Below are 20,190 nucleotides of genomic sequence, written 5' to 3' on the forward strand. Positions count from 1 at the left end.
CACGGCACCGGCGACCTAGGAGCATCGACTCGACGTGACCATCCCGGAGACGGTCCTGACCGAGCTGCGCACCGCCGCGGCTGCCGCAGCGGACAAACTTGCCACTGACATCGTCGGCCTGGACGTGGGGGAGAGGGTCGGCATCACCGATGCCTTCCTCCTCTGCTCGGCCCCTTCAGATCGCCAGATCAGTGCCATCGTCGACGAGATCGAGCAGCGGCTCAAGGAGCAGCACCACTCGGCTCCACTGCGGCGAGAGGGCCGAGAGTCCGGCACATGGGTCCTGCTGGACTACGGCCACATGGTCATCCATATCCAGCACGAGCAGGAACGCGTGCTCTATGGATTGGACCGGCTCTACGCCGAGGTCGATCGTGTCGACCTGCAGCTTCCGGAGACTGGAGCGGGTGTGCAGGACTGCTGAATCATCCCAGTCATCGCCCCAGGTCAGACGCTGATCAGGGTGTGATGAGCGCCACAGGAGCTCGATTTGCGTCTGTGCTCGACGGGTGAGTAAAGTATAGGAGTCGTCACGGCGACGAGGACAACACAATACGGGGGTATGGCGCAGCTGGTAGCGCGTCTGCATGGCATGCAGAAGGTCACGGGTTCGAGTCCCGTTACCTCCACCGAGAGGCTGAGGGCCGGATCCATCGTGGATCCGGCCCTCAGTCGTCTCTGCGACGAGGATGCCATTTAGGGCCCTGGGCCGCTCGACCAGCGGTGCCACCTCCTCGGATCCGGTCTGCGACGCGCTGATGACAGGTGGAGGGGCAGGACAGGGTCGCTAGGGTGGACCTGACCTCTGGCCCGGACAGCGAGTCACCCACCGAGCCTCCTCCTGAGTCCACGGAGTGTCTCCCATGAGTGAACCCCAGCCCACAGCCCGTCGCCGCCCAACAGCGGGGGTACGGCAGGCGCTACGTTCATCAACTGGTCTGGCAGCGTCTCCTCCACTCCCCGGCTGCGTTGCAGCCCAAGCGGCACTGAGGAGCTGGCCGAGGTCATCTCCGCCGCAGCTGCCGCCGAGGAGGTCGTCCGACCGGTCGGCTCAGGGGATTCCTCCCTGCCGTTGATGACGACTGACGACGTGCTGGTCAGCCTGGACCGGCTCTCCGGCCTCCTCGAGACTGATGGGCGCTCCAGGACTGCCAGCGTGCTCCCGGGGACAGGCCTGGGAGAGCTCGGATCCCAGCCGGCGGAGCAGGGGCTGGCCATGGAGAACCTCGGAGACGTCGACTATCAGTCGATCGCCGGGGCGCTTGCCACCGGCACCCACGGCTCCGGGGCCACCTTGGGAAATCTCTCCTCGTCGGTGGTGGGGGGCCAGCTCGTCGACGGACGCGGTGAGTTCGTGGACTTCGGTGTCGACGCCGGGGCGGGCGAGGAGGACCCTCTGCTGCGGGCGGCCCAGGTCTCATTGGGAGCGCTGGGCGTGTTCACTCGACTGACGCTGCGTCTGGAGCCCGCCTACGAGCTGCACCGCGTGAACGTGATGACACATCTCGACTGGGTTCTCGAGCATTTCGAGCACCTCATCGCCGCCCATCGCAGCGTGGGCTTCTAGTGGTACCCGCGCAGCGATCTGGCTCAGGTGCGGATGTTGAACAAGCCAGGGGAGGGTCCGGACGCGGATGAGCCAGGTGCCATGCCGCCGGGGGAGGTCAAGACCGATGAGATCGGTGCCTCCTACGAGATCATCCCCAACTCTCGCGACCTGCGGTTCGAGGAGACGGAGTACATGCTCCCGCTCGACCCCTCATTGGAAGCGTTTCGGCTGGTCCGTGAACGGGTGAAGGCTCGGCATCGGGGCAGGGTGGGCTGGCGCGTCCTGGTGCGGACGATCGCCCCGGATCGCGCGCTGATCAGCACGGCTCAGCATCGACCGACGATGACCATCGCCCTGCTTGAGAACGCCTCGCTGGATCATCAGGAGTACTTCGCGGATCTCGAGCCGCTGCGGCGGGCCTTCGGCGGCAGGCCCCACTGGGGGAAGAAGCATTTCCTGGCGGCGCCTGAGTTGGGCCAGCTCTACCCGGAGTGGGCGGAATTCCTGGCCCACCGTGAGCGGATGGATCCTGAGCATGTCTTCGTCAACGAACATCTCTCCGCACATCTCGGGCTCCAGGAGACACCAGAGAAGGAGGCCGGATGAATGAGGGGCCCGTGGATGCCCCACGGAGGTCCGACGGCGTCGGCAGATGGCGGTGGGCCTTCTCTGCTGGCTGGATCCCACCCGCGAGCACCGGGCACGAGCCGGAGTTCACCAGCCGCGAGGTGTTGTGCCTGATGAATCCCGAAGCTGAGCCGGCCTGCGCAGAGGTGACGGTGCACCATGCCGACCGTGACCCTGTGGGTCCCTATCGGATTCTTGTGGACGCAGGCCGCGTCAGGCACGTGCGCATCAACGATCTCATCGATCCGGAGGCCGTGCCCTTGGGCGTGCCCTACGGCTTGACCGTGAGCAGCGACGTGCCGGTGATCGTCCAGCTGGCTCACGTGGACACCCGGAGCACGTGGACACCCGGAGTGGGGTGCTGAGCACCGCGTTGCTCAACGGGGTCCCGGGAGACTGACGAACGGCTGAACCGCTGAGGCGCTCAGTGTCGGCGGAGCTGCCGGATCAACTCGTCCTTGGTCATGTCGGAGTAACCGGTCATGCCGAGCTCCTTGACCCGCTCCCGAAGCTGCTCGACGGTGCGGTGCTCGTAGTTCGAGGCGTCACCGCCTTTCGCTCCGACGTCGCTGCGGCCCTCTCTGGCGGCCTGGTTCGCGATCCGAGCGGCCTTCTCCTTGGGCTCGCCGTCATCTCTCAACCTCTCATAGAGCTCTTCATCCTTGATGCGGTCCCGTGCCATCTCAGAATCCCTTTCCTCCGGTCACCGGGATCACCGATCCCGAGACATAGGATGCTTCCTCGCTGGCCAGATACACATAGGCGCCGGCAAGCTCCGCCGGCTGGCCCGGACGACCCAGGGGCGTGTCCTGCCCGAACTGCTCGACGGCCTCGTCGGGGAATCCCGTGGCAGGGATCAGCGGAGTCCAGATCGGCCCCGGGGCCACGGCATTGACGCGGATGCCCTTTCCGCCGAGCTCCAGGGCCAGTGCTTCGGTGAAGGCGACCTGCGCAGCCTTGGTCATGGCGTAGTCGAACAGCGGAGGCTTGGGCCCGACCGCCTGGATCGAGGTGGTGGTGATGATCGAGGCCCCAGGTCTCAGATGAGGCGCTGCCTCGCGGGTGATCACCACATGGGCCAGCAGGTTGGTGTCGAACACGCGCCGAACCTCGTCGGTGGGCACAGTCTCGATGCCGTCCCGCTGCCGCTGGTAGGCGGCGTTGAGGATCAGGACATCGAGCCCGCCCAAGTCCGCGACGGCCCGGCTGACGGCGCCCACGGCATCATCCTCGTCGGTGATGTCCGCCGGGTAGGCGAACGCACGCCGACCTTCCTGCTCGACCAGCCGGGTGGTCTGTTCGGCGTCCGCAGCCTCTTCGGGGAGGTGGATGAAGGCGACGTCGGCACCCTCGCGGGCGTAGGCGATCGCCACGGCTCGTCCGATGCCGGAGTCGCCTCCGGTGATCAGGGCCTTCTTTCCCCGGAGACGATCGTGACCGACCCACGTCTCTTCTCCGTGGTCCGGCGTGGGCGTGGTGGGCCCGGTGAGCCCCGGCTGCTGGTGCTGCTGCTGAGCCGGGAGCGGGGCCTCGCGGTGCATGGTCCGTGGGTCGCGGGGCGTGTCAGCGGCGGTCATCGGCTGCCTCCTGTCGAAAGCTGACGCCTGTCACCTCCAACCTACGCCGGGTGCGGAGGCAGTCAACGGGCGGGCGAGGATTCTCGGAGAACTTCCAGGATTCCGGGTGGTGGCGTGAAGAAGACCGGTGCTGGGCGCAACGGGGGCTGATCATCCACGGCTGTTGGGGATCAGTCGGCCGGTGAGCAGCCGACGCCCCAGGAGGAACGTCGTGAGCACTCCGGCGGTGACGAGCACGAAGGACAACGGAGCGCCTCCGAGGCCCAGCACCACGCGCAGACCCATGCCCACCGTCACTGTCAGGGTCAGGATAATCACGCCGTCGGGCCATACTCGAGAGGGGCGGCGCCAGGTGCGCAGCAACAGGACGCTCAGGGCCCAGGCGAGCACGAAGGGCGAGGCAGTGGAGAGGACGTCCAGCACTCCGAGCCCGCTCAGGTGAGTGCGGTTCCCCAGGACGGCGAACAGGATGATCAACGCGGCGTCGACAGGCAGCATCCATCCCGAGTGGCGGCGCCCTGCAGGATGGCGGACAGGGGAACGGCAGGCGGTGAGGTGGGGCTCAGAGGCGTTCATCCTGGCCAGCATAGGTGGTCGCGCTGAAGGTTGTGTCCCAGCATACAACCTCAGATGATTGTAACTCTATTGACAACCTATTATAGTTGTGAACATGTTCGTCATGACACTGGATCAGCGGGGCTCCCGCGATCGACCGGATCTGGTGGATCAGGCCGTCACGGAGTTCGGGGCGCGCGCCGCAGAACACCTGGTGCGCCCCTTCCAGCGCACTGCCGGAGATGAGGTTCAGGGTGTCCTCGATGACGCCGGCGCGGTCCTGGCGGTCACGCTGTGGGCCGCGCGCACCGAGCAGTGGAGCATCGGGATCGGGGTCGGGGCTGTGCGCACCCCGCTGCCGCAGGAGACCCGCGCGGGCAGTGGTCAGGCCTTCGAGGCCGCTCGCGAGGCCGTCACGCGGGCCAAGCGCGCCTCGGGGGGAGTGGCCCTCAGTGCCGGAGGACTCCAGGAGCATGCCGCTGAACAGGTTGAGGCCTTGGTGCAGATGCTCGGCGAACTGGAGCGCCGCCGCACCGACTCCAGCCAGGAGGCCGGTGAGCTGATCGCGCAGGGTCTCTCCCAGGCGCAGGCCGCCGAGCGGCTCGGGACCAGTCAGCAGGCGGTCTCACGCAGGCTCCAGCGCGGGCTCTGGGCGGAGACGCGACGGGTCATGTCAGTGGCCGCAGAGATTATGGACGTCATGCATCAGGATTGTGATCGGCGCAACGTTCAGGGGGTCCACGAGTGACCATCGCAGCCACCATTCTGCTGCTGCTCTCCGCCGCACCGGCCGCACTGTCGCTCCTGCCGCACGGGATGCGCCCCTCCTTGGGGCTGCTGGGCTCCACGGCGCTGGTCCAGCTGGCGCTGCTGGCCGCCGCGGGGCTGTGTGCGCTGCAGGCCTCCGGGTCCGACGGCGGCGGCTGGGGCCCCGCGCTCGTGATCACCGCGACGGTGGCGGCCTGCCTGGGTGGCTCCGGGGTCTCGCTGGCGGTGCTCGACACGGCGACAAGGTTCGACGCGCGACAGCACGCCCAGGGGGACCTGCCGGTGCTGCGCGGCGGCGCCTGGATCGGCCTGCTCGAGCGCCTGGCGGTGGTGTCCACGCTGCTCATGGGGTGGCCGGAGGGGCTTGCCGTGGTGCTCGCGGTCAAAGGGCTGGCTCGCTATTCGGAGCTCAAGCAGCCCAACGGCGCGGCGGAGCGTTTCATCATCGGGACTTTCTGCTCCGTCCTCTGGGCCTCCGCCTGTGCAGGTGTGGCAACTCTCGGCATGGCGAGCTGAGGGTGCCCCGGCGGGCTGGCAGGCGTTACGTCCCTCCATGTGCAACAGGCGGTTGCGTATAGACAGGGGTGGGAGTAGGGTGGCAGTCATAAGCAACCAGACGTTGCACTTAGATGATGCCGCGAGACCCTCGACGGCACGCCAGGGAGGCCGGTCATGTCAGAGCACACGTGCACACCAGGTCACGAGGAGGATGCCGCAGGCATGGAGGAAGGAAGCATCACCCGAACGATAGAGGTGGAGGCGCCTCCGCATGTCGTCTACGAAGTCATCAGCTCACCGGGTCATCTGGTGAAATGGTGGCCGGAGCAGGCGGACTTCATCCCTGGGGAGGGGGAGACCGGCACGCTGGTCTTCGGTGAATCCTGCGGTGGAGGCCATGCCGAGACCGTGTCGCTGACCGTTGTCGCGGCGGAGCCGCACCGCCGCTTCTCATTCAGGTGGGTCTATGACGCAGCACAGGCCGAGCCGGGGAACTCCCTGCTGGTGACCTTCGAGATCACGCCGCGGCGCGGAGCGCAGGCCTCCACGGTGACGATGACCGAGACCGGCTTCAGGGAGCACGGCTGGAGCGAGACGATCGTCCGCGCGGAGCATCGGGATCACATCCGCGGGTGGGACATCTTCCTCCCGCGTCTGCGGGACTACGCGGCCGAGCTGGTGGCCACCGGATGAGTCTGCCGGATGTCGATCAGCCTCAGAGCTTCGACGACGATCTGTGGGACGCCGTCGGGGATCCGATGCGGCGCGCGCTGGTGGATCTGATGCTCAGCAGCGGACCCAGCAGCGCGACCCGACTCAGCGGGCAGGTGCCGGTCACCAGGCAGGCCGTGGCGAAGCATCTCGCTGTGTTGGAGCGCGTCGGGCTGGTTCGGGCACACCAGGAGGGTCGAGAGCGGAAGTTTGCGGTGAATGCCGAGCAGCTGGCGCGGGCCACCTCACAGCTCCACCATGTGGGGCGGCGCTGGGATGAGCGCCTGGGCAGGATCAAACAGTTGGCCGAGGAGGTTCACCGGTCACGGCAGAGCTGAAGCCGCGGAACCGAGGCACAGCTGTAGATTGACATAATGTAGATTATCGGGTCTTCTGCGGGAGCGTGCGAGGACCAGCTGGCCGGATCACTGCCGGGTCACCACGCAGGTCACCAGGCGGGTCGTCCTGAGCGGGTCGTCCTGAGCGGGTCGTCCAGGACTGGACCCGCGACGTTGATCAGGTCTGCCTGCCGAGGCGTGACGGGATACGCTTCTGACCATGAGTCAGTCCCCGCCGGAGCCAGCGGATGCCGCCGCCGCATGGATGCGCGACGACAGCTGGCCGTTGCTGTGTCCACTGCATGCCGAGGCGCAGGCGCCGCGGGTGGCCGCGACGTCTGCAGCGCCTGCACTGGCCATCCTGCGCCGCCGCGCGGACGGCTCGGTGAAGGGGCTCGCCTGCCCGTCCGGGCATCGGTTCGATGCCGCCAGACAAGGTTATGTCAATCTGCTGGTCGGGCGTGGGTCCGCAGCCACGCCCGACTCCGCCGCCATGATCATGGCCCGCGAACGCGTGCAGGACGCCGGGCTCTTCTCGGAGCTGACCGAGGTTCTGGTCAGGCTCGCGGACCGCTGGCTGGCCCCGGGCGCCGGATCTGCCGATCTCCTGCTCGACTGCGGATCCGGGACGGGATATCACCTGCGCAGCCTGCTGGATCAGCGATCATCTGCGCGCGGGGTGGCGCTGGACCTCTCCCCTGCCGGTCTCAGACGAGCCGCGCGAGACCCACGGACTCTCGCCCTCGCCTGGGATCTGTGGAGGCCGCTGCCCCTGGCGGACGGCACCGTGGACCTGCTCCTGGACATCTTCGCTCCGCGCAATGTCGAGGAGTACGCCCGGGTCCTCTCCCCCGGCGCGGCCGCTCTCGTCGTGACCCCGCGGCCGAGACATCTCCACGAGCTGGCGGGACACGGCCTGCTGAGCATGCAGTCGGACAAGCTCCCCGATCTCCGCGCGCAGATGCGCCGCTGCTTCTCCGAGCCGGTCGCTCATCAGGTCGTCACCTCACGGGTGCCGGTGAGCCCGGAGTCCGCCTGTGATCTGGTCATGATGGGACCGGCAGGACACCACCGGCAGGCCGCTGAGGTCGCTGCGCGGATCGCCGCGTCACAGGTGGCCGAGGTGACCATCGACCTGGATGTCACGGTGTGGCGACGAACACGTCCTTGAGCGCGTCAGGGGTGACGGGAACCCCCTGGTCAGGCAGAATGAAGAGGAGATGTGCCTCGCCAGGGCGGCCCCGGTCCCGGGGCGACTGGCGAGCGCCCGGCCGGATGGGGTCTTGAGGAGGTCCGTGCATGATCGAATGGTTCGGTGAGAATCTCTGGGCGGCCTGGCTCTCCCTGACCTTCGTGCTGCTCGTCCTCGAGCTCCTGATGCTCGACCTGCTCTTCCTCATGCTCGCCGCCGGCGCCGCGGCCGCGACGACGGTGGCGCTGGCCGGTGGCCCCGGGTGGATGCAGGTCGTCCTCGGGTCCGCCACTGCGCTGCTCATGCTGGGCGCGGTGAGGCCTGTGGCACTGAAGCACATGAGGAAGGGGTCCCAGGAGCAGCTGACCAACGTGGACCGGATGACCGGCATGGAGGCCCAAGCCCTGGAGACCGTGACTCATGATGCAGGCCTGGCCGAGGTTGACGGGGACACCTGGACCGCCCGCACAGCCGGAGACGTCCGGATCGAACCTGGCATGGCGGCCCTCGTGGAATCAGTCGACGGCGCCATCGTCTACCTCAGACCGGCTTCAGGGATCGAATGGCAGGATCCGGAACCTCGCGAAGCCTGATGGCCCGATTCCCACGACAGACACGAAGAACGGATATCCCATGGATGTAGCACTTCTCGTCGTACTGCTGGCGCTGATGGCGCTCGTCGTCATCATCCTGGTGCGCAGCGTACGGATCATCCCGCAGGCGCGCGCCGGCATCGTCGAACGCCTCGGCAAGTATCAGCGGACCCAGGGGCCTGGGCTGACGCTGCTCGTGCCCTTCATCGATCGGCTGGTCCCGCTGCTGGACATGCGTGAGCAGGTCGTGTCCTTCCCCCCGCAGCCGGTGATCACCGAGGACAACCTGGTGGTCTCCATCGACACGGTGGTCTATTTCCAGATCACCGACCCCAAGGCGGCCACCTACGAGATCCAGAACTACATCCATGCCGTCCAGGAGCTGACCACCACCACGCTGCGCAACGTGGTCGGCGGCATGCATCTGGAGGCCGCGCTGACCTCCCGAGATCGGATCAACGGTCAGCTCCGTGGTGAGCTGGACAAGGTCACCGGCCGCTGGGGCATCCGCGTGGCGCGCGTGGAGCTCAAGGCCATCGAGCCGCCGCTGTCCATCCAGGACTCCATGGAGAAACAGATGCGTGCCGAGCGTGACCGTCGTGCGGCCATCCTCACCGCGGAGGGCACCAAGCAGTCCGCGGTGCTGACCGCGGAAGGTGAGCGCCAGGCGGCGATCCTGCAGGCCGAAGGTGAGGCGCAGGCCCGGATCCTGGCCGCCAATGCGGAGGCCCAGGCCATCGAGACCGTGTTCAACGCGGTCCATGACTCCGAGCCGGGCCCGGAGCTGCTCTCGTATCAGTACCTGCAGACCCTGCCGGAGCTGGCCAAGGGCGACTCGAACACCATGTGGGTCATCCCCGGCGAGTTCGGCGATGCGCTCAAGGCCTTCTCCGGTGCGTTCACCGGCAACACCGAGGCCTCCGACGGTCGCAGCCCTGAGGAGCGGGAGGCTGAGCGTGCCGCCCGCGAGGAGCGGCTGCGCGAGCGTCGTGAGCGCAAGGAGCGCGAGGCCAAGGAACGCCGGGGCAAGCCCGCGATCTCCGACGCGATCGCTGACATGGCCTCCTCGGCACGCTCCACCTCGGTGACCGATGAGCACCCGAACTACGAGGGCACCCGGGACATCGAAGAGGAGGCACGGCGGGCTCAGACCGGAGGTGGCGTCGGCGCGCAGTCCCGCCCGGACCGCGAGTCGAGCACCGACACGCTGAAGCGGATCGCTGAGTCGGCTCCACCGGAGGCAGACCCGTCGATCAGTTCGGGCCATGGAGTCGAGGACTCCGCGCAGCAGTCGCTTCCACAGAACCCCCGGCCTCCGGCTGTCGACCCGTACGGGAACCAGCACCGACAGCAGGGACATCAGGGGCAGCACGGACCGGGTGGCCAACCCGGGCAGCAGGGGCAGCCTGGTCAGCAGTCTCCCCAGGAGCCTCCCCGCGGGCAGACCTGGCCACAGCCCGGCCAGGGATCGCCTGGACGTCGGGGCGGCCCTCCCCCGCAGAAGGCCTGACCCGCACCTCTCGACACAGGGGCGGCCACCGGAGCAGGAACGAGCCAGCCTGCCACGGGAGCCAGCTCACAGGGGGTGCCCGGAATATCCGGGCACCCCCTGCTGTTGAGCACCACGACAACATCTGTCCCCAGCAGTGGAGGAGAATGCCGATGAGCGATCGCAGTCTGCGCGGGATGCGCCTGGGTGCGCAGTCCATGGAGACCGAGCAGGGTGTGGAGCCGGCACCGCGTCAGAACGTCGAGTATGTCTGCGAAGACGGCGAGAAGATCACCGTCACGTTCGCAGCCGATGCTGACGTTCCGGCCACCTGGACCTCCCCGACGGGCAAGGAGGGCGTCCTGGTGGACGGCTCTGCGCCTGACGAGACTCCGGAGAAGCCGGTCCGCACCCACTGGGACATGCTTCTGGAGCGCCGTTCGGAGGAGGAGCTGGAGGACATCCTCACAGAGCGGCTGAAGCAGCTGCGCGAACGGCGCGGCGAGAAGGTCTCCTGACTCCCGTCAGTGCGTGAGCACCTCCGACGCCACGTCCGGTGTGCTCACGTCACGACAGTTCGAGCCCGTCACCGATCATCCGGTGACGGGCTCGAACTGTCGTGACGCCCGGCGGCGAGTCAGTCCAGACCGATGCGGCGGGCCAGTCTCTTCGCGCGAGCGGCCAGTCCCCAGCGCGTGACGTTGAGCATGGCCTCGACCACGATGTCGGAGCTCATCTTCGATGCGCCCAGCGTCCGCTCGACGAAGGTGATCGGCACCTCGACGATGGTCTTGCGCTGTCGGGCGACCCGGAAGGTCATGTCCACCTGGAAGCCGTAGCCCACCGACTCGATGCTGCCGAGGTCGATGTCCTCCAAGGTGGAGCGCCGGAACACCCGGTAGCCGGCGGTGATGTCCCGGACCGGCAGACCCAGCATAGTCCTGGAGAACAGCGATCCGGCCCGCGAGATCACCTCCCGGTGCAACGGCCAATTGACCACCGCACCTCCGGGAACCCAGCGTGAGCCGATGACCAGATCAGCCTCGTCGATCTTCTCGATCAGGTCCGGCAGCTGTTCCGGCTGGTGGGATCCGTCGGCGTCGAGCTCGATGAGCACGTCATACCCCTGGTCGAGCCCCCAGCGGAACCCGGCGATGTAGGCCCCTCCCAGGCCGTTCTTCGCTCGGCGATGCAGCACGTGGATCTGCGGATCGTGGTGGCTCATCCTGTCGGCGAGCTCCCCGGTGCCGTCCGGGCTGTTGTCGTCGACGACGAGCACGTCGGACTCCGGCACTGCCGCCCGCAGGCGTTGCACGGTGAGCGGCAGGGCCTCGATCTCGTCGTAGGTCGGGATGATCGTCAGGATCTTCACGGGTGGCCTGTGCCCCTTCTATGCTGTCTGGAGGTGTCTCAGGGTCTCTGATGGTGATGTGAGGCGACCGGCTCGACACGGCGGTCCCCGAAGTATTCTGCCCCCGGTGGGCCGGTTCAGGAATGCCCGGCCTCGGAGTGTCGGATCCCTGCCGTCCCGTGAACTTCGACACCACCGATGACGGTGGCCCGCAGCACGGGACGAGCCACCGGCTCCTCGGCCGTGCCCAGGTACGGCAGCAACGGGGTGCGGGCCCGGGCGTCGGTGCTCCAGGCGGCGGTGCGTGGATCGGCCGTCTGCACCGCCAGCGTCTCGACCTCCCAGACGGCGAAGCTGGCCGCGGCGCCGGGGTCGAGCTGCGGCGCGAGCGTCGTCACTGCCGGAGCGGCACCGTCGGGGGCCGGAAGGGACCGATGGGCGGCGCGGGTCTGGGCGTTGAACGCCGCCCGCACCGAGACCGCGGCCTGTTGCTGGTGGACGTGTGCGGCCACCGGCTGCCAGGGATCGACCGTCTCCGCAGGGGCGACGGAGGTGGGCACTCCCGCGGCGAGAGCCAGGCCGAGGTGCCCGGGACGCCGCAGCAGCACATGCACGGCCGTGCCGACCAGCCCCTGCCAGTCCTCCCGCCGGGACGAGTCGAAGTCGACCAGCACTGTGGGCCGATCGGGCCGGGGCGTCGACCGGTGCTCCCGCAGCCGCTGCCGCACGGCCGAGACCAGGCCGGCCACGATGCCGGCGGGCTGCCCGGCGACGTCCAGGAGCAGCTGGCACGAGGCCTTCGCCACCACGGAGGAGACCTGGGCCAGGTGCTCGACGACCTGCTCATCCGGCGGGTGCCCCGCGTCGAGCGGCTCCGGGAATCCTCGGAGCAGCTCCTCGACGACGAGCTCGACTCCGATCGGCGTCCCGGCGGCGTCATCGCTGTGGGCGAGGACCTCCATCAGCAGACCCAGGGCCTCCTCCTGCGTGGTGGAGAGTTCGGCATCCTCCGCTGCGGTGCTCCGGTCAAGACCCGTCAGCCGTACTGCGGGAAAGACGACCACAGGGTGCCAGCGGGCGGCCTTGAACACCTCGATCAGCTGAGTGCGCAGCTGATGAGCCTGGTCCGCCACCGCGTTCCCGGAGACGCCGAGCACCAGTCGCGCAGCGGCCTGTCCGTGCGCGGCCGCCGCATCCAGCGCCGTGACGACCTCGCCGGCGTCGAGGGTCTCGAGCCTCCGGTCGATCCGCCCGACGAAGGCCGGGGCGACCAGGGCGCGGTCCAGGTCCTGGCGCTCGGCGTCTCCGTCGGTGAGTCGACCGGCGGTCTCCGGCGCACCGATCCAGGAGATCACCCCGTCGTCGATCAGCAGGGCTTCCGCATAGGGCTCTGCGATGCTGTGGACGGTGCCGTCGACCAGCACTCGTGGGGCGGCCCCCGACGGCTGGTCCACTGGGTGGCTGGCGCCGGGCTCCTGCCCGGATTGGGGGCTCATCATGGGCGTCATGGCGTCCTCACTGCGCGGGGCCTCCGCGCCGTCGTCGTGCTGACCTGGTGGGCGGATGGGTCATTCCGTGCCCGAGGAATCTGCGAGCCACCCGACTCCGTCATCCTGATCACCGTCGGGGGCGTTGGGGGTGTCGGCGTCGGGCAGACTCGCCACGGCCGAATAGGCCACCACACCCCGGGCGATGAGGTCCACCGCCTCGTGACAGCGTGCCGCCAGCTTGGCCGAGGTGTGCGGGGCTCGGGCCAGCTGATCCAGCGAGTCGATGCACTGCTTGGCCCACCGGACGAAGTCCCCGGCGGCCAGCGGAGAGTCCTCGAGGGCCTGTCGCAGGCTCTGCCCGGATGCCCACGCGTACATCGGCGGCACCAGCCCCATCTCGGGCGCGGCGGTGGGCTCCAGGTGATGCTGCTTCTCCAGCGACTCCAGGCGTTCATGGACGTCGACGGCGGCTCTGACCGCCGCGGTGAGTCGGGAGGTGGGCATCTGCGGCATCGCTCCCTCGTCCTCACGCTTGGCCTGGTAGATGAGCACGGTGGCGAAGGCGGCCAGCTCCTGGGCCGACAGCCCGGCGAGCACACCCTGCTCCTGGAGCATCTCGGTGAAGAGATCCCGCTCCCCGTAGATGCGGCGCAGCCGGTGGCCGCGCTCCGTGACCGAGAACTCCTGGCGTCCTGCGGAGTGATCGTCACTGGGCTCAGGGGCGTCCACAGCATCGAACAGAGGGTCCTCGGATTCCTCCTGCGGCACCAGGTGCCCCAACTCCACCAGGACCTCGCAGATGCGGTCGAAGGTCTTCGCGATCGAGCCCGTGCGTCGACTGATCTTGGCCTGCAGCTGATCAGTCTCACGGCGCAGCCGCCACCAGCGCTCGGCCCAGCGCGCGTGCTCCTCGCGATCTCCGCAGCTGTGGCAGGGATGACGGCGCAGCTGACTCTGCAGGGACTCGACGGCGTCCTCGTCGGGTTCGTCGACGAACCCGAACCCGGCCGCGGGGGCATCGCTGCGCGGCGGGACCCGGTCCCGCAGAGCGCTGCGCATCGTCGAGGCCAGATCACGCCGGACCTTGGGCACCTTCACCTGCGGCTTGCGCGGAAGGCGGACGCTGGTCAGCACCTCCGGCGGTTGGCTGAAGTCGTCGACGGTCAGCCGTCGCAGCTGACCCGAAGCGGTCACGACGCTGGGTCTCGGATCATGCTCCGGCGCCCCGTGGACCACCAGACATTCTCCGAGACGTCGGCGTCCGGCGACCTCGACGACGTCGCCGGGCTTCAGTGCCGCGAGCACCCGGACCACCTCACGGCGACGCTGTCTGTTCCGCGCCTTGGCCTGGCCCTTCTGCACTTCGGCCAGGCGCCGGCGCAGCTCCGCATACTCCCGGAAGTCGCCCAGGTGGCAGGCCATGGCCTCGACATACCCCGTCATGGAGGATTCTCGCTGCGCGACGTCTCGAGCCAGACCGACCACGGAACGGTCGGCCTGGAACTGGGCGAAGGAGGACTCGAGGATGGTCCGGGATCGTGCACGCCCGAACTGGGCGGTGAGGTTGACCGCCATGTTGTAGCTCGGGCGGAAGCTGGAGTTCAGCGGATAGGTGCGCCGTGAGGCCAGGCCAGCCACCTGACGCGGGTCCATCCCTGGCTGCCAGACGACCACGGCGTGACCTTCGACGTCGATCCCGCGCCGGCCGGCCCGACCGGTCAGCTGCGTGTACTCCCCCGGTGTGATGTCCACATGGGACTCGCCGTTGAACTTGTCCAGCTTCTCCAGCACGACGGTCCGAGCGGGCATGTTGATCCCCAGTGCCAGCGTCTCGGTGGCGAAGACGACCTTGAGGAGTCCAGCCGCGAAGAGCTCCTCCACGAGCTCCTTGAAGGGCGGCAGCATGCCGGCATGATGCGCGGCGATGCCGTTGACCAGGGCTTCGCGAAAGCTGTCGTAGCCCAGCACGGCGAGATCCTCAGCGGGCAGCTCCCAGCCCATCTGTTCGACCCGGGAGGCGATCTCACCGCGCTCTTCCCGGGTGGTCAGCTGGATGCCGGCCTGCAGACACTGCTCGACGGCGGCTTCGCATCCGGCGCGCGAGAAGATGAAGCTGATGCAGGGCAGGAGTCCGTCACGGTCCAGAGCTCTCATCATCTTGGGTCTGTTGAGACGCATCCGCGCACCTGAGGCGCCCGAGATGCCTGAGGCCCCGGCTGTCATCTGCGTCGAGGAGCGCCGTTGGGAGGCACGCTCGCGGCGCGGGTCGCGTCGGCCGCGGCCGCGCGGCCCCCCGGATCGACGGGAGGACGGCGCCTGCTGGCGGTGCGCCAGACGCTGCAGCTCCGGGTTGACCTGCAGACGGCCACCCTCGGCGGCATCGTGCTGGTCATCGTCGGTGACGAACAGGTCGTGCAGCTCATGGTCGACCAGCATGTGCTGCCACAGGGGAACCGGGCGATGTTCGGACACCACCACGGCAGTCTCGCCGCGCACTGTGTCGAGCCAGGCGCCGAACTCCTCAGCGTTGGAGACGGTGGCGCTCAGCGCGACCACCTGCACGTGCTCCGGGAGGTGGATGATGACTTCCTCCCAGACGGCGCCGCGGAACCGATCAGCCAGGTAGTGGACCTCGTCCATCACCACGTGACCGAGGCCCTGCAGGGCTTCGGAGTCTGCGTAGAGCATGTTGCGCAGCACCTCCGTGGTCATCACCACGATCTGCGCCCCTGCATTGATGGAGGTGTCGCCGGTGAGCAGCCCGACACGCTCGACGCCGTGATCCTCCACCAGTTCCTGATACTTCTGGTTGGACAGCGCTTTGATCGGTGTGGTGTAGAAGGTCTTCGCACCGGTGGCCAGTCCCAGATGGACGGCGAACTCTCCCACGATCGTCTTGCCGGCCCCTGTCGGGGCCGCCACCAGCACGGCCTTGCCCGCTTCGAGATGACGGCAGGCCTGCAGCTGGAAATCATCCAGTTCGAAGCCCTGCTGGCGTCGGAAGGCGCCCAGCTCGGTCCGGGACTCTGCGGTGCGGCGTCGAGCCTGGGCATAACGCTCGGCCGGTGAACTCATGCCTCCCAGCCTATGGCATCGCCGGGGCCGACGGCGTCCGGAGTCACCGGAGTAGGCTGGCGGCCGTGCCTGCAGATCGTCGACTCTCCGCCGCCAGGGGGCGCCCGGACCCGGCCGCGCCGCTGTTCCCCGCCCAGAGCGTCGTGGTGGGTGCGCTGATCCCGGCATTCCTGTTCAGCATCGGAATCGGGGCGATGCTGCCGATCATCGCTCCGCACGCCGTCCAACAGGGAGCCACGCTCGCTGTCGCGGGAGTCATCGCAGCGATGCTGCCGATGGGGCAGATCCTGGCCGACATCCCGGCCGGGGCGCTGGCTTCACGGATCGGTGACCGGCGGGCCATGCTGCTGGCCGGCGGCACGGCCTGCCTGGGCCTGCTGGCCGCCGCGCTAGCGCCGTCGTTGCTCTCCCTGGCGCTGGCGATCCTGCTGGTCGGCGCGGCGAACGCTGTGTTCCACCTGGCCCGCCATTCCTACCTGACCGAGATCACCCCGCCGATGCACCGAGCGCGGGTGCTCTCGACCCTGGGCGGGGTCCACCGGATCGGGCAGTTCGTCGGACCGTTCATCGGCGCGCTGGTGCTGCAGAGTGGGGACCTGCGGCTGGTCTTCCTGCTCGCGCTGGTCACCGCCGCGGCCGCGACCGTCACCGTCGCGCTCTCTCGGCCGGACCCCGGTGGTCTCAGGCGGAGGCGCACCGCCACAGCACCGGGAGGCGAGGTCGCCCACGGGTGCCGACCCAGCCTGCGGACCGTGCTGCGGGAGCACCGCACGATGCTGCTCACCCTCGGGGTCCCGGTGCTGCTGGTGGGAGGCATCCGCGGTGCCCGGCAGCAGGTGCTGCCCCTCTGGGGAGAGCACCTCGGGCTGGACCCGGCGACGATCTCGGTCATCTACGGGATCGCCGGCGGCATCGACATGCTGCTGTTCTATCCGGCGGGCAAGATCATGGACCACTTCGGCCGTCTCTGGATCGGTGTGCCGGCCATGCTGGTGCTCGCCGCCGCGATGGCGATGATCCCGCTGACCTCGGGATCGGGGCAGCTGACCTGGGCGGCTGTGGCATTGGGCCTGGGCAACGGACTGGGCTCCGGCATCATGATGACCGTCGCCTCAGATGTGGCACCCTCCTCCGGGCGTCCCCAGTTCCTCGGGGTATGGCGCCTGCTCCAGGATCTGGGGATCGCCGCCGGTCCGCTGATCATCGCCGCAGGAGCAGCTGTGGGCTCCCTGGCGGCAGGGATCTGGACGGCCGCCGCCTTGGGCCCCGCAGCGGCGGCGGCCCTGCAGCGCTGGCTGCCTCGGTGGTCTGTGCACGCCAACCGCACCACCCGCCGCCGCGCCGGCCTGCGCTGACGGGGCTGACGGGGCTGACGGCGCCGCTCACGCCGTGGCTGCCGGGGATCAGCCAGAACGCGGTGCTGCCGTGCTGCCGCGGACCACCAGCTGGAAGGGCAGAGCTCCGGGGTCCTGGGCAGCCTCCGGTGCGACCCCCTGTGTGACCCCCGGTGCCGCCTCCTGCCCCGCCCCCTGCGCCGACAGTCCGGTGGCCTGCTGGGCGAGCTCACCGACCGCCCGAGGAGCCTCGATGAGCTCGAGGATGTCGCGCGCGGCGCGACTGCCCTGGTCCAACGGATGCTGATCCACTGTGGTGAGATCGAACAGCGGCCCCAGGTCATGGCCGTCGATGCCCACCACAGAGATGTCCTGCGGCACCTGCAGGCCGAGCTCACCGGCGGCGAGCAGCGCGCCGATCGCCATCTCGTCGGAGAAGGCGACCAGCCCGGTGGGGGCGGCCGCCGAGCGCCCCAGAATCTGTTTGGCCGCTCGATGGCCACCTTCGATGGTGAAGTCAGCCGTCACGCACAGCCGGGGATCCGGCTCGACGCCGGCTTCGGCGAGCGCGTCCCGGAAGCCGGCGTCCCGGCGGGCCGGAATGTGGAAGTCCCGGTTGAAGCTCGCCTCCGCTCCGATCCTTCCGATGCGGGTGTGTCCCAGCCGGAGCAGGTGGTCCACGGCCAGCCGTGCCACGGCATAGTCGTCGATGGCGCGGCCCGGCAGCCGGGGGTTCGACCCGCCCAGGGTGAGCACCGGGATGCCCAGCCCGGTCAGCTGGTCGATCTCCTCGGCATGGAGCTCCATGGCGACCACGATCAGTCCGTCGACGCGGCGCCGACGAAGGAAGGAGGAGAAGATCTCCCGGCGCACGCCGGCATCGTCGGTGACGTTGTACAGGGTCAGGTCGTAGCCCCTGCGGCTGAGCTCCTCGGAGACGCCGGTGAGCACCGTGGAGAAGAACCAGCGGTGCAGGTCAGGGAGCAGGACTCCGATGTTGCGGCTGCGTCCGGAGGCCAGGCTCGAGGCCGCCGAGGAGACCACGTAGCCGAGGTCATCAGCGACGCGCAGGACCTTCTCGCGCGTCGGCGGTGAGACGTGGCCCCGTCCGCTGAGGGCGCGCGAGACCGTCGCTGACGACACTCCGGCCGCGCGGGCGACCTCATCGATGCTGACCACGGGCTCGATTCCTCAGCTGCTATCGGGGTTCTCCGGTGAGACCAACCATACAACGGTGTCCCCGGGGAGCATCTGCGGAGCGTCCTGTCCGTCCTGCGGGGGCACCGGCTGGGAGGCGTGCCCGAGTGCGTCGCTGGCGGCCACGACGGCGTACCCCGGTGGCAGCGGCACGGCCTCGGACCCCAGATTCGCCACGACCACCAGATCTCGGTTGCGCAGGACCAGGACATCATCGGTGGCGCCTCCGAGCGTGCCCTCGGCATCGAGCCACGCCACGGCGCCGTCGCCGAGGCGATGCTGTCGGCGCAGCTGAAGCAGCTGGCGGTACATCGACAGCGTGGAGACGGGATCCTCGCGCTGCTGGTCCCGGGCGAAGGAGCCCCAACCCTGCGGCTGCGGCAGCCAGGAGCGTCCTGAGGGGCTGAAGCCGCAGGCGGGGGCGTCGGCCTCCCAGGGGATGGGCACCCTGCACCCGTCCCTGCCGTAGCGCGCTCCGGAGGTGCGGAACCAGGTGGGGTCCTGGCGGGCGTCGTCGGGGATCTCCAGGACCTCGGGCAGGCCCAGCTCCTCTCCCTGATAGAGGTAGGCGGAGCCGGGCAGGGACAGCATCAGCGCCGTGGCGGCCCGGGCGCGGCGCAGCGCCTCCTGCGGCTCGGGCAGCCCGGGGAAGTCCGGCCCGATGCCGCTGCCCTGGGGGCTCTCGGCGGTGAGGCCCAGCCGGGTGGCGTGTCGGATGACGTCGTGATTGGACAGCACCCAGGTGCTGGGAGCGCCCACGGAGCTGAAGGCGGTCAGCGAGTCGTCGATGATCCCCCGCAGCGCAGCGGCGTCCCACGGGGTCTCCAGGTAGTGGAAGTTGAAGGTCTGGTGCATCTCGTCGGGCCTGACCCATAGTGCGGTCTTCTCCAGGGTGGAGACCCAGGCCTCCCCACACAGTGCACGGTCGCCGTCGTACTCGGCGAGCAGACGGTGCCAGTCGCGATAGATCTCATGCACACCGGGCTGCTCCCAGTACGGGGCCGGCGTCGCGTCTCCGCCCATCGAGGCGGCCTGCGGGTCCGGGGTCCAGTCCGGGAACTCCGGGTCCTTGACCATGCCGTGGGCGACGTCGACCCGGAAGCCGTCCACCCCGCGGTCGAGCCAGAATCGCAGGATGCGGCGGAACTCCTCCCGCACGTCCTCGTTGTCCCAGTTGAAGTCCGGCTGGCTGGCATCGAACAGGTGCAGGTACCACTGCCCGGCGGAGCCGTCCGCTTCGGTGACCCGCGTCCAGGCGGGACCGCCGAAGATGGACTCCCAGTTGGTGGGCGGCTGGTCTCCCCCGGGGCCGCGACCCTCCCGGAAGATGTAGCGTGCCCGTTCGGGCGACCCCGGCGCAGAGGCCAGCGCCTGCTGGAACCACGGGTGCTGGTCCGAGGAGTGGTTCGGCACCAGGTCCACGATGATGCGGAGGTCTCGTGCGTGGGCCGCGGAGAGGAGCTCATCGAAGTCGGCGAGCGTGCCGAAGAGCGGATCGACGTCGCAGTAGTCGGCGACGTCGTAGCCGGCGTCCTTCTGCGGGGAGACCATGAAGGGGCTCAGCCAGAGAGCGTCGACGCCCAGCTCGGTCAGTTCGTCGAGTCGGCCGGTGATGCCGCGCAGGTCGCCCACACCATCACCGGAGGAGTCGGCGAAGGACCGCGGATAGATCTGGTAGATCACGGCAGTGCGCCACCACTCGGGCGCGTCGAGGGCCGAGGCCGTGTGTCGTACGTCATGGCTGGTCTTCATGATCACACTGTAATCGTAAGCGTTTGCATTTCGCACCTCTCAACCCAGAACTTTCACTGCTGTGCCGCGGATCGATGGCAATGCTTGCAATGCC

Annotated in this window: 20 protein-coding genes, 1 tRNA gene and 1 pseudogene; 14 read left to right on the top strand and 8 right to left on the bottom strand. The window is 68.8% G+C overall.

Annotated features, from left to right (window positions below):
• Nucleotides 1–34: 34 nt before the first annotated feature.
• From rsfS to ACYVKI_RS05120, 5 genes are all read left to right on the top strand, one after another.
• Nucleotides 35–424 (top strand): ribosome silencing factor, encoded by a 390-nt coding sequence (rsfS, locus tag ACYVKI_RS05100; protein ID WP_460689226.1) that lies wholly within the window; start codon nt 35–37, stop codon nt 422–424.
• A gap of 132 nt (nt 425–556) precedes the next feature.
• Nucleotides 557–629 (top strand) — tRNA-Ala (locus tag ACYVKI_RS05105).
• 335 nt (nt 630–964) lie between these two features.
• Nucleotides 965–1,567, top strand: a complete 603-nt coding sequence (locus ACYVKI_RS05110; RefSeq protein ID WP_460689413.1) for an FAD-binding protein — start codon at nt 965–967, stop codon at nt 1,565–1,567.
• Between the two features lie 33 nt (nt 1,568–1,600).
• Nucleotides 1,601–2,155: a D-arabinono-1,4-lactone oxidase gene (locus ACYVKI_RS05115; RefSeq protein WP_460689227.1), complete on the top strand. Its 555-nt coding sequence runs from the start codon at nt 1,601–1,603 to the stop codon at nt 2,153–2,155.
• The gene (locus tag ACYVKI_RS05120) at nt 2,152–2,541 is read left to right on the top strand and encodes a sensory rhodopsin transducer (protein ID WP_460689228.1); all 390 of its coding nucleotides are present in this window, start codon (nt 2,152–2,154) and stop codon (nt 2,539–2,541) included. The genes ACYVKI_RS05115 and ACYVKI_RS05120 overlap by 4 nt, the downstream gene beginning before the upstream one ends.
• 59 nt (nt 2,542–2,600) lie before the next feature.
• Here ACYVKI_RS05120 and ACYVKI_RS05125 read toward each other — a convergent pair whose 3' ends face one another.
• From ACYVKI_RS05125 to ACYVKI_RS05135, 3 genes are all read right to left on the bottom strand, one after another.
• The gene (locus tag ACYVKI_RS05125; RefSeq protein ID WP_460689229.1) at nt 2,601–2,858 is read right to left on the bottom strand and encodes a DUF7218 family protein; all 258 of its coding nucleotides are present in this window, start codon (nt 2,856–2,858) and stop codon (nt 2,601–2,603) included.
• 1 nt (nt 2,859) lies between these two features.
• The gene (locus ACYVKI_RS05130) at nt 2,860–3,753 is read right to left on the bottom strand and encodes an SDR family oxidoreductase (protein ID WP_460689230.1); all 894 of its coding nucleotides are present in this window, start codon (nt 3,751–3,753) and stop codon (nt 2,860–2,862) included.
• Nucleotides 3,754–3,903: 150 nt separating this feature from the next.
• Entirely contained in the window at nt 3,904–4,329 is a 426-nt protein-coding gene (locus tag ACYVKI_RS05135; protein WP_460689231.1) for a DUF3054 domain-containing protein, read from the bottom strand.
• Nucleotides 4,330–4,423: 94 nt separating this feature from the next.
• On the opposite strand from ACYVKI_RS05135, the gene ACYVKI_RS05140 reads away from it, so the two are divergent.
• The 8 genes and pseudogenes from ACYVKI_RS05140 to ACYVKI_RS05175 all read left to right on the top strand — a co-directional run bounded on the left by ACYVKI_RS05140 (nt 4,424) and on the right by ACYVKI_RS05175 (nt 10,415).
• A complete protein-coding gene (locus tag ACYVKI_RS05140; RefSeq protein ID WP_460689232.1) occupies nt 4,424–5,056 on the top strand; it encodes a hypothetical protein in 633 nt (210 codons plus the stop codon).
• Nucleotides 5,053–5,592: a hypothetical protein gene (locus ACYVKI_RS05145; protein WP_460689233.1), complete on the top strand. Its 540-nt coding sequence runs from the start codon at nt 5,053–5,055 to the stop codon at nt 5,590–5,592. Before ACYVKI_RS05140 ends, ACYVKI_RS05145 begins: the two co-directional genes overlap by 4 nt.
• Nucleotides 5,593–5,748: 156 nt before the next feature.
• Nucleotides 5,749–6,267, top strand: coding sequence for an SRPBCC family protein (locus ACYVKI_RS05150; protein WP_460689234.1), 519 nt, complete (start codon nt 5,749–5,751; stop codon nt 6,265–6,267).
• Nucleotides 6,264–6,623 carry an ArsR/SmtB family transcription factor gene (locus ACYVKI_RS05155; protein WP_460689235.1) on the top strand — a complete coding sequence of 120 codons (360 nt, stop codon included), beginning with the start codon at nt 6,264–6,266 and terminating at the stop codon, nt 6,621–6,623. The genes ACYVKI_RS05150 and ACYVKI_RS05155 overlap by 4 nt, the downstream gene beginning before the upstream one ends.
• 220 nt (nt 6,624–6,843) lie before the next feature.
• On the top strand, nt 6,844–7,794 hold the full coding sequence (locus tag ACYVKI_RS05160; protein ID WP_460689236.1) for a putative RNA methyltransferase: 951 nt from the start codon (nt 6,844–6,846) through the stop codon (nt 7,792–7,794).
• Between the two features lie 128 nt (nt 7,795–7,922).
• Nucleotides 7,923–8,408: an NfeD family protein gene (locus ACYVKI_RS05165; RefSeq protein ID WP_460689237.1), complete on the top strand. Its 486-nt coding sequence runs from the start codon at nt 7,923–7,925 to the stop codon at nt 8,406–8,408.
• A 40-nt stretch (nt 8,409–8,448) separates the two neighbouring features.
• Nucleotides 8,449–9,345 (top strand): annotated as a pseudogene (locus ACYVKI_RS05170) (SPFH domain-containing protein); the annotation flags it as partial.
• Between the two features lie 725 nt (nt 9,346–10,070).
• On the top strand, nt 10,071–10,415 hold the full coding sequence (locus tag ACYVKI_RS05175) for an RNA polymerase-binding protein RbpA (protein ID WP_460689238.1): 345 nt from the start codon (nt 10,071–10,073) through the stop codon (nt 10,413–10,415).
• Nucleotides 10,416–10,534: 119 nt separating this feature from the next.
• Here the strand turns inward: ACYVKI_RS05175 and ACYVKI_RS05180 are convergent, their stop codons facing one another.
• From ACYVKI_RS05180 to ACYVKI_RS05190, 3 genes are all read right to left on the bottom strand, one after another.
• Nucleotides 10,535–11,269 (bottom strand): polyprenol monophosphomannose synthase, encoded by a 735-nt coding sequence (locus ACYVKI_RS05180; RefSeq protein ID WP_460689239.1) that lies wholly within the window; start codon nt 11,267–11,269, stop codon nt 10,535–10,537.
• A 116-nt stretch (nt 11,270–11,385) separates the two neighbouring features.
• Nucleotides 11,386–12,747 carry a hypothetical protein gene (locus ACYVKI_RS05185; RefSeq protein WP_460689240.1) on the bottom strand — a complete coding sequence of 454 codons (1,362 nt, stop codon included), beginning with the start codon at nt 12,745–12,747 and terminating at the stop codon, nt 11,386–11,388.
• A gap of 69 nt (nt 12,748–12,816) precedes the next feature.
• A complete protein-coding gene (locus ACYVKI_RS05190; protein WP_460689241.1) occupies nt 12,817–15,813 on the bottom strand; it encodes a DEAD/DEAH box helicase in 2,997 nt (998 codons plus the stop codon).
• A gap of 65 nt (nt 15,814–15,878) precedes the next feature.
• On the opposite strand from ACYVKI_RS05190, the gene ACYVKI_RS05195 reads away from it, so the two are divergent.
• Nucleotides 15,879–17,168, top strand: coding sequence for an MFS transporter (locus ACYVKI_RS05195; protein ID WP_460689242.1), 1,290 nt, complete (start codon nt 15,879–15,881; stop codon nt 17,166–17,168).
• Nucleotides 17,169–17,216: 48 nt separating this feature from the next.
• Here ACYVKI_RS05195 and ACYVKI_RS05200 read toward each other — a convergent pair whose 3' ends face one another.
• Both ACYVKI_RS05200 and ACYVKI_RS05205 read right to left on the bottom strand, forming a co-directional pair.
• On the bottom strand, nt 17,217–18,326 hold the full coding sequence (locus ACYVKI_RS05200) for a LacI family DNA-binding transcriptional regulator (protein WP_460689243.1): 1,110 nt from the start codon (nt 18,324–18,326) through the stop codon (nt 17,217–17,219).
• A 12-nt stretch (nt 18,327–18,338) separates the two neighbouring features.
• Complete coding sequence (locus tag ACYVKI_RS05205; protein ID WP_460689244.1) at nt 18,339–20,096, bottom strand: glycoside hydrolase family 13 protein; 1,758 nt, start codon at nt 20,094–20,096, stop codon at nt 18,339–18,341.
• Nucleotides 20,097–20,190 lie beyond the last annotated feature (94 nt).

This window comes from Nesterenkonia suensis (genome assembly GCF_054782935.1).

Coding starts and splice junctions, on each gene's coding strand:
- ACYVKI_RS05115 (WP_460689227.1), top strand. CDS start 1,601: ATGTTGAACAAGCCAGGGGAGGGTCCGGACGCGGATGAGCCAGGTGCC.
- ACYVKI_RS05120 (WP_460689228.1), top strand. CDS start 2,152: ATGAATGAGGGGCCCGTGGATGCCCCACGGAGGTCCGACGGCGTCGGC.
- ACYVKI_RS05125 (WP_460689229.1), bottom strand. CDS start 2,858: ATGGCACGGGACCGCATCAAGGATGAAGAGCTCTATGAGAGGTTGAGA.
- ACYVKI_RS05130 (WP_460689230.1), bottom strand. CDS start 3,753: ATGACCGCCGCTGACACGCCCCGCGACCCACGGACCATGCACCGCGAG.
- ACYVKI_RS05135 (WP_460689231.1), bottom strand. CDS start 4,329: ATGAACGCCTCTGAGCCCCACCTCACCGCCTGCCGTTCCCCTGTCCGC.
- ACYVKI_RS05140 (WP_460689232.1), top strand. CDS start 4,424: ATGTTCGTCATGACACTGGATCAGCGGGGCTCCCGCGATCGACCGGAT.
- ACYVKI_RS05150 (WP_460689234.1), top strand. CDS start 5,749: ATGTCAGAGCACACGTGCACACCAGGTCACGAGGAGGATGCCGCAGGC.
- ACYVKI_RS05155 (WP_460689235.1), top strand. CDS start 6,264: ATGAGTCTGCCGGATGTCGATCAGCCTCAGAGCTTCGACGACGATCTG.
- ACYVKI_RS05160 (WP_460689236.1), top strand. CDS start 6,844: ATGAGTCAGTCCCCGCCGGAGCCAGCGGATGCCGCCGCCGCATGGATG.
- ACYVKI_RS05165 (WP_460689237.1), top strand. CDS start 7,923: ATGATCGAATGGTTCGGTGAGAATCTCTGGGCGGCCTGGCTCTCCCTG.
- ACYVKI_RS05175 (WP_460689238.1), top strand. CDS start 10,071: ATGAGCGATCGCAGTCTGCGCGGGATGCGCCTGGGTGCGCAGTCCATG.
- ACYVKI_RS05185 (WP_460689240.1), bottom strand. CDS start 12,747: ATGATGAGCCCCCAATCCGGGCAGGAGCCCGGCGCCAGCCACCCAGTG.
- ACYVKI_RS05190 (WP_460689241.1), bottom strand. CDS start 15,813: ATGAGTTCACCGGCCGAGCGTTATGCCCAGGCTCGACGCCGCACCGCA.
- ACYVKI_RS05205 (WP_460689244.1), bottom strand. CDS start 20,096: ATGAAGACCAGCCATGACGTACGACACACGGCCTCGGCCCTCGACGCG.